Annotated in this window: 19 protein-coding genes; 16 read left to right on the top strand and 3 right to left on the bottom strand. The window is 41.2% G+C overall.

What is annotated here, in order from left to right:
- Positions 1-23 precede the first annotated feature (23 nt).
- The 8 genes from ilvA (at position 24) to queA (ending at position 6,191) form a co-directional block, all read left to right on the top strand.
- Complete coding sequence (ilvA, locus tag KQI87_RS05535; RefSeq protein ID WP_119233536.1) at positions 24-1,235, top strand: threonine ammonia-lyase; 1,212 nt, start codon at positions 24-26, stop codon at positions 1,233-1,235.
- Between the two features lie 269 nt (positions 1,236-1,504).
- Positions 1,505-1,828, top strand: a complete 324-nt coding sequence (gene ylxM / locus KQI87_RS05540) for a YlxM family DNA-binding protein (RefSeq protein WP_216459242.1) — start codon at positions 1,505-1,507, stop codon at positions 1,826-1,828.
- A 3-nt stretch (positions 1,829-1,831) separates the two neighbouring features.
- Positions 1,832-3,187 (top strand): signal recognition particle protein, encoded by a 1,356-nt coding sequence (ffh, locus tag KQI87_RS05545; RefSeq protein WP_128865848.1) that lies wholly within the window; start codon positions 1,832-1,834, stop codon positions 3,185-3,187.
- Positions 3,188-3,300: 113 nt separating this feature from the next.
- Positions 3,301-3,546 (top strand): 30S ribosomal protein S16, encoded by a 246-nt coding sequence (gene rpsP, locus KQI87_RS05550; RefSeq protein ID WP_008704685.1) that lies wholly within the window; start codon positions 3,301-3,303, stop codon positions 3,544-3,546.
- 63 nt (positions 3,547-3,609) lie between these two features.
- The gene (locus tag KQI87_RS05555; RefSeq protein WP_008704683.1) at positions 3,610-3,840 is read left to right on the top strand and encodes a KH domain-containing protein; all 231 of its coding nucleotides are present in this window, start codon (positions 3,610-3,612) and stop codon (positions 3,838-3,840) included.
- Between the two features lie 66 nt (positions 3,841-3,906).
- The gene (gene rimM, locus KQI87_RS05560; protein ID WP_216459243.1) at positions 3,907-4,410 is read left to right on the top strand and encodes a ribosome maturation factor RimM; all 504 of its coding nucleotides are present in this window, start codon (positions 3,907-3,909) and stop codon (positions 4,408-4,410) included.
- Positions 4,411-5,169: a tRNA (guanosine(37)-N1)-methyltransferase TrmD gene (gene trmD / locus KQI87_RS05565; protein WP_216459244.1), complete on the top strand. Its 759-nt coding sequence runs from the start codon at positions 4,411-4,413 to the stop codon at positions 5,167-5,169.
- A complete protein-coding gene (gene queA, locus KQI87_RS05570; protein WP_216459245.1) occupies positions 5,166-6,191 on the top strand; it encodes a tRNA preQ1(34) S-adenosylmethionine ribosyltransferase-isomerase QueA in 1,026 nt (341 codons plus the stop codon). Before trmD ends, queA begins: the two co-directional genes overlap by 4 nt.
- 99 nt (positions 6,192-6,290) lie before the next feature.
- On the opposite strand, the gene KQI87_RS05575 is transcribed toward queA, so the two are convergent.
- From KQI87_RS05575 to KQI87_RS05585, 3 genes are all read right to left on the bottom strand, one after another.
- Positions 6,291-8,039, bottom strand: a complete 1,749-nt coding sequence (locus KQI87_RS05575; protein ID WP_216459246.1) for a recombinase family protein — start codon at positions 8,037-8,039, stop codon at positions 6,291-6,293.
- A 53-nt stretch (positions 8,040-8,092) separates the two neighbouring features.
- A complete protein-coding gene (locus tag KQI87_RS05580; protein ID WP_216459247.1) occupies positions 8,093-8,257 on the bottom strand; it encodes a hypothetical protein in 165 nt (54 codons plus the stop codon).
- A gap of 62 nt (positions 8,258-8,319) precedes the next feature.
- On the bottom strand, positions 8,320-8,673 hold the full coding sequence (locus KQI87_RS05585; RefSeq protein ID WP_216459248.1) for a helix-turn-helix domain-containing protein: 354 nt from the start codon (positions 8,671-8,673) through the stop codon (positions 8,320-8,322).
- Between the two features lie 170 nt (positions 8,674-8,843).
- Here KQI87_RS05585 and KQI87_RS05590 point away from each other — a divergent pair, with 170 nt between their 5' ends.
- From KQI87_RS05590 to KQI87_RS05620, 8 genes are read left to right on the top strand one after another with little or no spacing between them, the layout of a single operon-like run.
- On the top strand, positions 8,844-9,053 hold the full coding sequence (locus KQI87_RS05590) for a helix-turn-helix domain-containing protein (RefSeq protein ID WP_216459249.1): 210 nt from the start codon (positions 8,844-8,846) through the stop codon (positions 9,051-9,053).
- Between the two features lie 38 nt (positions 9,054-9,091).
- Positions 9,092-9,583 carry a helix-turn-helix domain-containing protein gene (locus KQI87_RS05595; RefSeq protein WP_253292387.1) on the top strand — a complete coding sequence of 164 codons (492 nt, stop codon included), beginning with the start codon at positions 9,092-9,094 and terminating at the stop codon, positions 9,581-9,583.
- A gap of 15 nt (positions 9,584-9,598) precedes the next feature.
- The gene (locus KQI87_RS05600) at positions 9,599-9,748 is read left to right on the top strand and encodes a hypothetical protein (protein WP_216459251.1); all 150 of its coding nucleotides are present in this window, start codon (positions 9,599-9,601) and stop codon (positions 9,746-9,748) included.
- Entirely contained in the window at positions 9,741-9,866 is a 126-nt protein-coding gene (locus tag KQI87_RS16805) for a hypothetical protein (protein ID WP_256444810.1), read from the top strand. The genes KQI87_RS05600 and KQI87_RS16805 overlap by 8 nt, the downstream gene beginning before the upstream one ends.
- Positions 9,845-10,066: a hypothetical protein gene (locus KQI87_RS05605; RefSeq protein ID WP_216459252.1), complete on the top strand. Its 222-nt coding sequence runs from the start codon at positions 9,845-9,847 to the stop codon at positions 10,064-10,066. Before KQI87_RS16805 ends, KQI87_RS05605 begins: the two co-directional genes overlap by 22 nt.
- Positions 10,067-10,083: 17 nt before the next feature.
- A complete protein-coding gene (locus tag KQI87_RS05610; RefSeq protein WP_216459253.1) occupies positions 10,084-10,968 on the top strand; it encodes a hypothetical protein in 885 nt (294 codons plus the stop codon).
- Positions 10,965-11,702, top strand: a complete 738-nt coding sequence (locus tag KQI87_RS05615; protein WP_216459254.1) for a PD-(D/E)XK nuclease-like domain-containing protein — start codon at positions 10,965-10,967, stop codon at positions 11,700-11,702. Before KQI87_RS05610 ends, KQI87_RS05615 begins: the two co-directional genes overlap by 4 nt.
- A gap of 5 nt (positions 11,703-11,707) precedes the next feature.
- Entirely contained in the window at positions 11,708-13,267 is a 1,560-nt protein-coding gene (locus tag KQI87_RS05620; RefSeq protein ID WP_216459255.1) for an ATP-binding protein, read from the top strand.
- The last annotated feature ends 6 nt before the right edge of the window (positions 13,268-13,273 follow it).

The raw sequence follows: 13,273 nt of genomic DNA on the forward strand, positions 1-13,273 counted from the left end.
AACTGAAAAAATGGAGGAACAACATGCTTACATTAGAGAGTTTTGAACAGGCATCAGAGATCGTAAAACAGGTCACACAGGAAACAAAGCTGATCAAGAGCAGCTATTTCAGTGATCTTACAGGAAACAAGGTTTATTTAAAACCGGAAAATATGCAGCGTACAGGTGCATACAAGGTTCGTGGAGCTTACTATAAGATCAGCACTCTTTCAGATGAGGAGAGAAACAAAGGTCTGATCACAGCATCCGCAGGAAACCATGCACAGGGTGTTGCTTATGCGGCACATAAATACGGTGTGAAGGCAGTGATCGTTATGCCGACTACTACTCCACTGATCAAGGTTGAGAGAACTAAGAGCTATGGTGCAGAGGTTATTCTGCACGGGGATGTATATGATGAGGCATGTGCACATGCACTGGAGCTGGCAGAGAAAGAGGGTTATACCTTTATCCATCCATTCGATGATCCGGCAGTTGCTACAGGACAGGGTACTATCGCAATGGAGATCGTTCAGGAGCTTCCGCTTGTTGATTATATTCTGGTTCCGATCGGTGGAGGCGGACTTGCTACAGGTGTTTCCACACTTGCGAAACTGCTGAATCCACATATCAAAGTAATCGGTGTGGAACCGGCAGGGGCAGCTTGTATGAAAGCTTCTCTGAAGAAAGGTGAGGTTGTGACTCTTCCTCATGTAAATACAATCGCAGACGGTACTGCTGTACAGACACCTGGTAAAAAAATCTTCCCATATATCCAGAAGAATCTGGATGATATCATCACAATCGAGGATGATGAGCTGATTGTTGCTTTCCTTGATATGGTTGAGAACCACAAGATGATCGTAGAGAACTCTGGTCTTCTGACAGTGGCAGCGCTTCGTCATCTGGATGTGAAGGGTAAGAAGATTGTTTCTATCTTAAGTGGTGGAAATATGGATGTGATCACGATGTCTTCTGTTGTTCAGCACGGCCTGATCCAGAGAGACAGAATCTTTACAGTATCCGTACTCATTCCGGACAAGCCGGGTGAACTGGTGCGTGTGGCAAGCGTGATTGCTAAGGCGCAGGGTAATGTTATTAAACTGGATCATAACCAGTTTGTAAGCACAAACAGAAATGCGGCAGTGGAACTTAAGATCACACTGGAGGCGTTTGGTACAGATCACAAAAACGAGATCGTCAAGGCCCTCGAAGACGCAGGATGCAGACCGAAGGTTATTCGTCCTAGTCTGTAATTGTGTTGGAGTAATATCCACCGTATAGGCGAATAGTGGATTTTAAAAATTCAGTGTTGGCGATTGCGATAGCGATTAAAAATTAGAATAAAGTATTACTTATTATGTAAGTAATATAGATGAAAAATGGGAAGCCCTGGTGTTCAGTGTCTGGATGCCGGGGCTTTTTGTAATTTGTATTAAAGTTCCAAAATGGAAAATTTACTTTGTCAAGAGAAAATGCTTGACACCGAATCTGAAATAGGTTAAGATAGTCAAGGTGATTACAGATGGAGAAGTTTGTAGAGCAAGGTTATTTATATGATTTTTATGGAGAACTTCTGACAGAGAGGCAGCAGCAGGTTTATGAGAGCGTGGTGTTGGAGGATTACTCGCTGAGTGAAGTCGCAGAGGATCTGGGCATCAGCAGACAGGGTGTGCATGATATGATCAAGAGATGCAACAAGACCCTTGAAGAGTATGAACAGAAGCTCCATCTTGTAGAGAAATTCCTGAATATACGGGCGCAGGTGAAGCAGATCCGTGTACTTGCCCGGGAATATCATTCCGATGAAATTGCAAATATTTCCAATGAGATTTTAGAGGAGTTATAACATATGGCATTTGAAAGCTTGACAGATAAACTGCAGAATGTATTTAAGAAGTTGCGAAGCAAGGGCCGCCTGACAGAGGAGGACGTTAAGCTTGCCCTTAAGGAAGTAAAGATGGCTCTGTTAGAGGCAGACGTAAACTTTAAGGTTGTGAAGCAGTTTACTAAATCTGTACAGGAGCAGGCAATCGGACAGGACGTTATGAGCGGTCTGAATCCGGGTCAGATGGTGATCAAGATTGTTAATGATGAACTTGTGAAATTAATGGGAAGTGAGACAACAGATCTGCCTCTTCGCCCGGGAAATGAGATCACAGTGTTCATGATGGCAGGTCTGCAGGGTGCAGGTAAGACCACCACAGTTGCGAAGCTTGCAGGTAAGCTGAAATCCAAAGGTAAGAAACCTCTTTTAGTAGCCTGCGATGTTTACCGTCCGGCGGCTATCACACAGCTGCAGGTCAACGGCGAGAAACAGGGCGTGGAAGTATTTTCCATGGGAGATAAGCAGAAGCCTGTGGATATTGCGAAAGCAGCCATAGAGCATGCGAAGGCAAATCAGCAAAATGTCGTACTTATCGATACAGCCGGTCGTCTTCATGTTGATGAAGATATGATGCAGGAACTTGCAGATATCAAGGCGAACATTCAGGTAGATGCAACCATCCTCATCGTAGATGCAATGACCGGACAGGATGCGGTAAATGTAGCAAGTACATTTGCTGATAAAGTAGGAATCGACGGTGTTATCCTTACCAAGATGGACGGTGATACCCGAGGCGGTGCAGCCCTTTCCATCAAGGCAGTAACCGGTAAGCCTATTTTATATGTAGGTATGGGCGAGAAGCTCTCTGATCTGGAGCAGTTCTATCCGGAACGTATGGCTTCCAGAATCCTTGGTATGGGTGACGTCATGAGTCTGATCGAGAAAGCGGAAGCTTCTATCGATAAAGAACAGGCACAGGATATGCAGAAGAAGTTAAAGAAAATGGACTTTGACTTCAACGATTACCTTACCAGTATGGAACAGATGAACAAGATGGGCGGTATCGGCAGTATCCTGAATATGCTTCCCGGTATGGGCGGTAAGATGAAGGATATTGAGGGAATGATCGATGAGAAAGCCATGGACAGAACCAAGTCAATTATCCTTTCCATGACACCTCAGGAGAGAAGCAATCCGTCAATCCTGAACATTTCCAGAAAGAACCGTATTGCCAGAGGCGCAGGAGTAGATATCTCCGAAGTAAACCGTCTGGTGAAGCAGTTTGAGCAGAGCAAGAAGATGATGAAGCAGATGCCTGGTCTTATGGGCGGCAAAGCCGGTAAGCGCGGCGGTGGATTTAAACTTCCGTTCGGACTGTAATTGAGAAGTTAGCGAAGCGGATAACGCTTTGACATAAAAGTTACTGTTTCATAGCTGAACAGTAATATAACATAAGAAAACAATATATTTTATTTAATGGAGGAAAAGAAACAATGGCAGTTAAAATCAGATTAAGAAGAATGGGACAGAAGAAAGCACCTTTTTATAGAATCGTAGTTGCAGATTCCCGTTGCAAACGTGATGGAAGATGTATCGAAGAAATCGGAACATACGATCCAAACCTTGAGCCAAGCGCTGTAACAGTTGATGAAGAAGCAGCTAAAAAATGGCTTGCAGCAGGAGCTCAGCCTACAGACGTTGTAGCAAAAATCCTCAAAGATGCCGGAATCGAAAAATAATTCAGATTTACCATGTAAGGTATTTCTGCAGCGTCCACAGGGGACGGGTCAGGGAGGTATGTAATGAAAGAATTAGTGGAAGTAATTGCAAAATCTCTTGTTGAAAATCCGGATGAAGTAGTTGTTACTGAGACAGAAAAGGAAGACGCGATCATTGTTGAACTGAAAGTCGGACCTGCTGATATGGGCAAGGTTATTGGACGTCAGGGAAGAATTGCGAAAGCGATCCGAACTGTAGTAAAAGCGGCTTCTTCAAAAAGCAGCAAAAAAGTGATTGTAGATATTCTGCAATGAAAATAAGGGTCAGGAGCTGTGGAACAATTCCCATGGCTCCTGATTTGGGTTTATAGGAGTCAGCAGATGGAAGATTTATTAAAAGTTGGTGTGATCACTACGACACACGGAATACGCGGGGAAGTAAAAGTATATCCTACCACAGATGCAGACAGATTTCTGGATCTGGATTATGTTCTGCTTGACACAGGCAGAGAGAAAAGAAAGCTTGAAATTGAGAATGTTAAGTATTTCAAGAACCTTGTAATTCTGAAATTCAAGGGGATTGATAATATTAATGATATAGAGATGTATAAGAAAAGAGAACTCTGGGTTCCGCGAGAAGAAGCGCAGGAGCTGGAAGAAGATGAATATTACATCGCAGACCTGATCGGAATGGACGTAGTTCTCGAAGACGGAAGCAAATTTGGAACTCTGAAAGATGTAATGGAAACAGGTGCCAATGATGTCTATGTAGTAGAGGATACCAAAGGCGAAGAAATCCTTCTTCCTGCGATCAAGGAGTGCATTCTTGACGTAGATGTGGAGAAGAATGTAATGACCATTCATCTGATGAAAGGATTAATATAAATGAATTTTCATGTTTTAACCCTGTTTCCGGAGATGATCGAAAATGGTATGAACACCAGCATTACCGGACGTGCCATCGCAAAAGGTCTCCTCACATTGGAGGCAGTGAACATCCGTGATTATGCGTTCAATAAACACCAGAAAGTGGATGATTACACTTATGGCGGCGGCGCCGGAATGCTGATGCAGGCAGAACCGGTTTATCTTGCCTATGAGGCGATCGCAGAGCGTACAGCAAAGAAGCCGAGAGTTGTTTACCTGACTCCTCAGGGACAGGTATTTAACCAGGCTATGGCCCGTGAGATGGCGCTGGAAGAGGACCTGGTGTTCCTTTGCGGACACTATGAGGGAATTGATGAACGTGTTCTGGAGGAAATCGTCACAGATTACGTGTCTATTGGAGATTACGTACTTACAGGCGGTGAGCTTCCAGCTATGGTTATGATGGATTCCATTTCCAGAATGGTCCCGGGAGTGCTGAATAATCAGGAATCCGGAGAGACCGAATCCTTTGCGGGAAATCTTCTGGAGTATCCGCAGTACAGCCGTCCGGAAGAATGGCATGGCAAAAAAGTGCCGGAGGTTCTCATGTCCGGTCATCATGCAAATATAGAGAAATGGCGCAGAGAGCAGTCAATTTACCGTACGGCAAAAAGACGACCGGATCTTCTTAAGAAAGCAGATCTGACCAACAAAGAGTGGAACTACGTGCGCCAGTTAAGGAAACAGTGGAAGGAAGAAGAGGAGCAGACAAAATGAAAACATCAGATTTTTATTATGACCTTCCTCAGGAACTGATCGCTCAGGATCCTCTGGAGGACAGAAGTTCATCCAGACTGATGCATCTGTCATTGAAAGACGGCAGCATTGAACATCGTCATTTTACAGATGTTCTGGATTATCTGGAAGAGGGAGACTGCCTGGTTATCAATGATACAAAGGTAATCCCTGCCCGTTTATACGGACATAAAGAAGAAACAGGAGCATTGATCGAGATCCTGCTTCTGAAACGAAGAGAGAACGACATCTGGGAATGTCTGGTAAAACCTGGCAAGAAAGCCCGTCCGGGTGCGAAGATCACATTCGGAAACGGGATCTTAAAAGGTGAGATCATTGATGTGGTAGACGAAGGAAACCGTCTGATCCAGTTCCATTATGAAGGAATCTTTGAAGAAATCCTGGATCAGCTTGGTGAAATGCCTCTGCCACCTTACATCACACATAAACTGAAAGACAAGAACCGCTATCAGACTGTTTATGCAAAAAATGAAGGCTCTGCAGCAGCGCCGACAGCAGGACTGCACTTTACTAAGGAACTTCTTGAGAAAGTAAAGGAAAAAGGTGTCAACATTGCCCATGTGACTCTTCATGTAGGCCTCGGAACTTTCCGTCCTGTTAAAGTAGATGACGTAGAAAGTCACCATATGCATTCCGAATTCTACATGGTGGAAGAAGACCAGGCAAAGCTGATCAATGATACAAAGAAAGCTGGCAAGCGTGTAGTAGCAGTGGGAACCACAAGCTGCAGAACACTGGAATCTGCAACAGGGGAAGATGGAATCCTCAAAGCCGGAAGCGGATGGACAGAAATCTTTATTTATCCGGGCTATCATTTTAAAATGATCGATGCCCTGATTACAAACTTCCACCTGCCGGAATCTACACTCGTTATGCTGGTATCTGCACTGGCAGGTAAGGAGAATATCATGCATGCCTATGAGGTTGCAGTACAGGAGAAATATCGTTTCTTCTCCTTTGGAGATGCCATGATCCTGATATGACACCGTTTTCCAACAAATGTTAGGTGGTTAAAAGAATACGAGGGGATTAAAAAACCGGGAGGTCTGAAAACGACTTCCCGGATATTTTTTTATTATCATTTATGATGGCTGCATATCCTTGTATATGAATTTATGAGTAAGACCGTTTTTGAATACAATTGAGGTAATTTTTCCGTCTGTAGTATATATGGAATCAAGAATTGTATCCATATATGTTTTTAAAACGTCTGGATCCACAGAGCTGGCCAGATTTTTGAAATAAATATATTTCTTATCTTTCAATTCTTTCTGAATCAAAAGATGGCTCGCCTGCTTGATAAATTCTTCATCGGACATGAAGGAACTTTGAGACATTAATCCAAGTTGTCCGTTGATGTTTTTCAGACGAGATTCTATTTCTACCTTTCGAAGAATAAAATCTTTTTCGGATATAGAATTATTTGAATACAGGTAAAGATCCTGTAGACGTTGCAAAGCACGTTCTTGTTTTTCTTTTTCCCTTTTCAATTTTGAAAGTTCTGGATTAACAGCAGCTTTCTTTTTCTTAGGCTTTTTAATGGCAAAGATATAAGAATTATCAGAACTATATTTGGACAGAAGATTAAAAAAATCATTTAATCCATTAGTTTCAATTGATGAAACTTCAGAAAAAGTGGATCCATGTAAAAGGAATTTCTGCAATTCATCTGGTGTGTTGATTGTAGAAAAGGTTTTCTTTGCATTAAGCATATTCAAAATGTAATTGATAACAAATTCGCCTACTATCATATCATTTACAGTAGGATTATCGCATTTTTTAGTATTTCGTCTTAAAGGACAGCTGTAATTAGAAGGGCGGTAGCCATCAGTATGAAGTCTGCCCGGAGTAGATACGAGACGACTTCCGCATTTGCCGCAATACATAATACCCTGAAAAATGTGAACCTTTTCAGAAGTATGGAGCCTTCCCGGAACATTATCAAGATTCCGAACGTTTGTTTTTAATGTTGAAAGCATTGCGTTATGTTCTTCCAAGGTGAATATGGAAGGGTGATGATTTGGAACCATAACCCATTCATCTTCTGGATTAATAGTTCTGTTTTCGACTCCTTTATATCGATTATATCTGTAAATACCAGCATAGAAAGGACTGGAGGCAATGACCCATACAGAATGAGGAGACCAGTTTACACCGGTTCTTGTTTTATACCCTTTATCATTTAAAGCCTTGGAAGTATAAACAAGGGATTTGTTTTTGAGATAAAGGTCTTTTAATTCGCGACAGATCATAGCTTCATCTTCACGTATGGAAAAGGCTTTTTCTTTAGGATCATAGTCGTATCCAAAGGGGATGCGTCCACCATTCCATTGACCATTGTTGGCTCTGGATATCATTGTTGCAGTGACACGCTCTGAGGTCATATTTCTTTCAAGTTCAGCAAATACCAATATAATTTTTAACATAGCCTCTCCGATTGCGGTTGAGGTGTCAAATTGTTCATTTTTACTTACAAAAGTGACTCTTAATGCACGCAATTCTTCGTACATTTCTGCAAAGTCCAGTAGATTTCTGGATACTCGGTCTATTTTCCATACCAGTACATGTGTAAATTCACCCTTGCGAATCCGTCCCATCATATCTTGGAAGGCTGGCCTATCAGTATTTTTGCCTGAGTATCCGGCATCTTCAAATATTTCATAATTATCCGTCCCGAGGATAAGCTGGCAATATGCGATGAGATCCTTTTTCTGCATAGGGATAGAATCCCTGTCTACCTGATAAATAGTAGATACTCGAATATATATTGCGACTTTTGTTTGACGTGTAGGAACTGAGACGTCCCCGTTTTTCGCCTTTTTTCTTGGCATAGTATTTTCCTCCATTGCATAAAGAAAGCCCCTGCACGGGGCTATCATTGATTTTAAATAATATTCGGCATGTATTTATTAAGTGCCGACCACACGGTTTCCCTGTCTTGTTTGGTTGCAAGCTGATAGCAGGTGAGGAGCTGTTGGAGTTCTAAGACAAATGGATCCTGCTTAGAGTCATGTGGAGAATGTGTGCTGACAGTAATTTTCTGGCTCATGTAAAAAGCCTCCTATTATTTGTACTTATTGTCCCGATACCATTTAAAATATTGCGAGGATATTATGCCCTTTTACTGTTTACATATTTTTTTGGTTTTTCAACCATATGAGTACGCAGAAAATCTTTGCAAAGCTGTTGACGTTCTTCAGGGATTTGAGAAATGATCTCAATCCATTCAGAGTCGATTTCATTATTATGAGTTTTTCCAGAGTATGGAGCCTGCCCTAATCCGTAAGTCAGTTCATCAAGACTGATCTGAAGATATTCGGCTATTTCCATAACTGTATCTAAACGCGGGAATTTGCCTATTTTCCAAGCCCCAACGCTTCCACTTGCCTTGCCAATCGCAGCTAAAACCGCAGAAATACTGGTACCATTTCGTCTGCAAGCATCTTTGAAATTATCGTAGAACATAATACCTCCTTTAAAAAACTCAAAAAAATGAGTGAAAAGTATTGACCTACTCATTATATTGAGTTAATATAACAAATGTAAGATGATTTTGAAGATGATTTTAAAGATTAAATCACTCTTCATTTTAATGCAATTTGTATAAAAAGTAAATAAAGAAAGGAGCAAAATATATGGCGGAAAAATTATCGCCTTGGTGCAAGAGAGCTAAAATCGCCATGATTCAGAATGATATCGGAGTGACTGAGATGGCAGAAAAGCTTGGCAACAATCGATCATATATTTCGTCAGTTTTAAATGGCCGTGTGGTATCACCTCCCATAAGAAAGCGTATCAGTGATTACTTGAATATATCCGATGATGATTCGTACTCAAATAATTGAGTACAAGTTCATTATAAAATGTGAGGGGTGAAAACAGAATGGAGTTTGACTGTACGAAAGATGGCAAAAATATTTACTTTGCTTGTAGAGAAAGGGCTGCAGTATACAACGATCTTGTAAGCAGTCGGGAAAGAGCAGCAGAACTGCTGGGAATAGCTACTTCAACCTTGGCAAACCATGAATTAGGTATAACAAAAAATGTGCCGCCTGATACAGTGGTGATGATGTCTGATCTGTATCATGCACCGGAGTTAAAAAGTTATTATTGCAAACACGAATGTCCGATAGGAAGAAATCTTCCACTTGCGACTCAGGTAAGTGGGCTACAGGGAATTACAGTAAAAATACTGAATAGTCTTGATGAAGATGGTGTTCGGACCATGAAAAAACAGTTATTGAGTATTGCTGAGGATGGAGAGATTACAGAGGATGAGCAGGAAGAGTTCAATGGTATTGTAAAAAAGCTGGAAGTCCTGGCAACTGCAATATCCGAATTGAGAATGCTGGCAGAGAAATATCAGAATAGATGAAAGAGGCTGGTATAAATGGAACTGAAAGATAAGTTGCGACAGATTTTAAAGGACAGATATGGCATAGAGAGTGATGCCGATGTTATGAAAGAATTTGAAAACTTTCAGGGAGTGGATTTTGGAATATTTGTAAATCCGCAGAAAGACGAGGCGAAAAGTGCATAAAAGAAACAAACCAATTGAGAATGAGAGGGCAGGCATTCCAGTAGTATTTCTGACCGGATGGATGATTGAATCCGGATGCAGAGAGGCATATACAAAATGCAGAAGTATGAAAGCATAAAACAGCAGTTGGAGAAAGACGGCTACAAAATATCAAATGCAGAATTTTCATGTTTGATAGAATATGCAAAAAAGAAAGCTGCAATTGCAGGAAAGAATGAAGATTATCTCCAATATTTATTGCCGGATATAGTAAAAGAATATTTTTTCAGAATGGCAGTAAATATGACAGCAATGTCAAATATGAGAGATAAAAAATAAAAAGGAGGCACAACACAATGAATGAAGTACAGACTAATACCAGAGGAAATGTCCAGTCGGTAGATTTTACGAGTCAGGAACAGACTTCACCTGTTAGAACATCACAGACAGAAATGATGGTGACCAGACAGGCACAGGAAGTTCAGGTTGCGATGCTGGCGGCAAAGAAATTTCCGAGAGATCAGATTGTGGCATATAACAATATTATGAGAGCATGCCAGAGGAAAAAATTGGCAGAAAGTTCTATGTATGAGTTCCCGAGAGGAAATGAAAAGATCACTGGTCCATCAATCAGACTGGCAGAGGCCATCGCTCAGAACTGGGGCAATATTGATTTTGGATTCATGGAGCTGGAACAGAGAAACGGAGCCAGTCAGGTTATGGCATATGCGTGGGATCTTGAAACCAATTCAAGACAGACGAAATTATTCAGCGTTCCTCATATCAGACATACCAGAAAAGGTGACTATCCGCTTACAGACCCAAGAGATATCTACGAAGCTGTTGCGAATCAGGCGGCTCGAAGGGTAAGGGCTTGTATTCTTGGAATTATTCCGAGTGATGTGGTGGAGGCAGCAGTGGAAAGATGCCATAAAACATTGCGAGAAGGATATGACGAACCACTTGTAGATCGTACAAGGAAAATGGCAGAGGTATTTGAAAAGGAATTTTCCGTAAACATCTCAATGATTGAAAAATATCTCGGATGTAAAAGTGATGCGTTTACAGAAAATGATTTCGTAAGACTGAAAAAGGTATACCGTACATTACGAGATGGAATGGCAAAGAGAGAGGACTACTTTGAAATTGGTCTGCCAGTGACAGATAACAGCGAAATTAGTGATCCTTTTAAAGGAGGAGAAAAGAAGCAGGAAGTCAGCAAAGAAGGTGACAAGAAATGATGCTGAATGATGAAAACTATTATAGCCCAGAAGCGAATCAAGAATATATGAGTGTATCTCAGTATAAATCGTTTATGAGCTGCGAAGCTGCGGCTATGGCGGGTATTTCTGGAAAGTATGAAAGAACAACCACCAGAGCATTATTGGTGGGTTCCTTCGTGGACACTTATTTTGAAGGTACTCTTGATAAGTTTCTGAAGGAGAATCCGGCACTTTATACCAGAAAACATGAGTTAAGAGCTGAGTTCAAAAGGGCAAATCAAATTATTGAAGCTGTAAAAACGGATCCGAAGTTTATGGATGCTATGAGCGGAGAGAAACAGAGAATCTTCACTTTTGATTTATTCGGAGTGAAGTGGAAAGCGAAACTTGACAGCTATAATCCTGGCAAAGCAATTACCGATTTAAAGGTTGTTGCTCGGATGGATAAGTTACCCATGTGGAGATATGACATTCAAGGGGCGATTTACCAGAAGGGTGTAGAGATTGTCACTGGTGAAAGGTTACCGTTTTATCTTGCCGTAGTCACAAAAGAGAGGGTGATGGACAGAGACATCTGGCAGATACCGCAGTCTACTCTTGATATGGCGTTAAGGCAGGTGGAGGAAAACATTGGAAGATATGCAGATATCAAAGCAGGTCTGTTGAAACCGACACATTGCGGAAAATGCGATTATTGCAAGAGTATAAAGCAGGCAGCAGTAAGAAATTACAATGAATTGTTGGAGGCATAAAGGGCATGAAGTTAATTAAAATTTTAAGTGATATGATCCAGATCAGATCAGATTACAAAGAATTTGACGATGTAAGAATCAATGATCTGATTTCTGTATCGGATGGAGATGTGGAACTTGTAACAATGGTAAATGCGCTGACCGATACTGACACAGAAGAAAATGAAGATATTGGAGAAAATGATTATATCTTAGAACACAGCAGCATGAAGATGCTGGAATGCTCCATTATTGGAACTGTAAAGGATGGAACCTTCCAGAAGGCGATAGACAGATATCCGACTATGAAAGTAAATGCGCATCGAATTACGAAAGAAGAATTTGCATCTATGCTGAGCAAATATACAGATGGTTTTTGCCTTGGAAAATATACCGCATATGATTTCCCTGCATATGTTGATGGAAATAAGTTTTTTCAGAGACATGCCTGCATTGTTGGAAATACAGGAGCAGGAAAGTCTGAGACGGTTGCAAAGATTCTGGAACAGACAAGCAAGCTGCAGGGGGCTAATGTAATTGTATTTGATATTCATGGAGAGTATAAAAATCTGTCCTATGCAAGAAATATTGAGATTGGCAATGAGAGACCGTTTCCGATATGGATGTTTGGCTTTACGGATATGATCTCGAATATTTTGAAAATCAAAGAGGAAACAGCGACAGTCGCAATGACTGCCCTACGTAGATGCTATCACGAAGTATGCCCGAATGGTAAAGAAAATCGTCCGGTATATTTTGACTATGTGAAATTTACCCGAATGATGAAATTTCTTGATGAAGAAGTGGTTGGAACAGGTGAATTTTACAAATCTGGAGCAAAGGCTGGAGAGGAAAAAGTGACGAAGGGAGATTACAATGGAAAGCTCACAAATATTGTAAATATGCTTGTTGATAAGGCGCAGGACAGCAAATATCAGTTCCTGTTTGAGAATATGAGCCAGCAGTATTTATACGATTTTATGGGAGATGTGCTGAATAACGATGTACCAGTTAAGAATATTGATCTTTCCGAAGTTCCACACGATGTTGCAATCTCAATTATTGGTGTGATCACAAAACTTTTATATGAAATTCAGAAAACATATAAGAGTAGTGACGTGAATCCGGTTACATTGGTTTGTGACGAAGCGCATGTATATATTCCAGATGGATTGGTACTATCTGCTTCTCAGCGCCGTATGGTGGAGATATTCGAGAACATTGCAAAGGAAGGTAGAAAGTTCGGTGTGACATTATTTCCTGCAAGCCAGAGGCCATCAGAACTCAATAAAACGATTATGGCTCAGTGCGCAAATTTTATCGTAGGCAAGATGAACAATGAAAATGATAAGTCAATGATCAAAGGAATGATGCCGGAAGGAAGTGAAAGCGTAATTGAGGAAACCTCGATGTTTTCGCCTGGAGATGTATTCGTAATTGGTGATGCGGTACCGATTCCATTGAAGATTCATGTTGCACTGGCAGAGGAAAGACCACAGTCCAGAACAATTGCATTCTGGGATAGATGGAAAAACGCCGGGAAGATTGATGTTACTGAGGCGACAACAAAATATATTACAGGATGATAAGGG

Source organism: Blautia sp. MSJ-9 (genome assembly GCF_018919065.1).
GTDB lineage: Bacteria > Bacillota > Clostridia > Lachnospirales > Lachnospiraceae > Blautia_A.

Coding starts and splice junctions, on each gene's coding strand:
- KQI87_RS05595 (WP_253292387.1), top strand. CDS start 9,092: ATGGAGTTTGACTGTACGAAAGATGGCAAAAATATTTACTTTGCTTGT.
- ylxM (WP_216459242.1), top strand. CDS start 1,505: ATGGAGAAGTTTGTAGAGCAAGGTTATTTATATGATTTTTATGGAGAA.
- trmD (WP_216459244.1), top strand. CDS start 4,411: ATGAATTTTCATGTTTTAACCCTGTTTCCGGAGATGATCGAAAATGGT.
- KQI87_RS05580 (WP_216459247.1), bottom strand. CDS start 8,257: ATGAGCCAGAAAATTACTGTCAGCACACATTCTCCACATGACTCTAAG.
- queA (WP_216459245.1), top strand. CDS start 5,166: ATGAAAACATCAGATTTTTATTATGACCTTCCTCAGGAACTGATCGCT.
- rpsP (WP_008704685.1), top strand. CDS start 3,301: ATGGCAGTTAAAATCAGATTAAGAAGAATGGGACAGAAGAAAGCACCT.
- ilvA (WP_119233536.1), top strand. CDS start 24: ATGCTTACATTAGAGAGTTTTGAACAGGCATCAGAGATCGTAAAACAG.
- KQI87_RS05590 (WP_216459249.1), top strand. CDS start 8,844: ATGGCGGAAAAATTATCGCCTTGGTGCAAGAGAGCTAAAATCGCCATG.
- KQI87_RS05620 (WP_216459255.1), top strand. CDS start 11,708: ATGAAGTTAATTAAAATTTTAAGTGATATGATCCAGATCAGATCAGAT.
- ffh (WP_128865848.1), top strand. CDS start 1,832: ATGGCATTTGAAAGCTTGACAGATAAACTGCAGAATGTATTTAAGAAG.
- KQI87_RS05610 (WP_216459253.1), top strand. CDS start 10,084: ATGAATGAAGTACAGACTAATACCAGAGGAAATGTCCAGTCGGTAGAT.
- KQI87_RS05555 (WP_008704683.1), top strand. CDS start 3,610: ATGAAAGAATTAGTGGAAGTAATTGCAAAATCTCTTGTTGAAAATCCG.
- rimM (WP_216459243.1), top strand. CDS start 3,907: ATGGAAGATTTATTAAAAGTTGGTGTGATCACTACGACACACGGAATA.
- KQI87_RS05585 (WP_216459248.1), bottom strand. CDS start 8,673: ATGTTCTACGATAATTTCAAAGATGCTTGCAGACGAAATGGTACCAGT.
- KQI87_RS05605 (WP_216459252.1), top strand. CDS start 9,845: ATGCAGAAGTATGAAAGCATAAAACAGCAGTTGGAGAAAGACGGCTAC.
- KQI87_RS05600 (WP_216459251.1), top strand. CDS start 9,599: ATGGAACTGAAAGATAAGTTGCGACAGATTTTAAAGGACAGATATGGC.
- KQI87_RS05575 (WP_216459246.1), bottom strand. CDS start 8,039: ATGCCAAGAAAAAAGGCGAAAAACGGGGACGTCTCAGTTCCTACACGT.
- KQI87_RS05615 (WP_216459254.1), top strand. CDS start 10,965: ATGATGCTGAATGATGAAAACTATTATAGCCCAGAAGCGAATCAAGAA.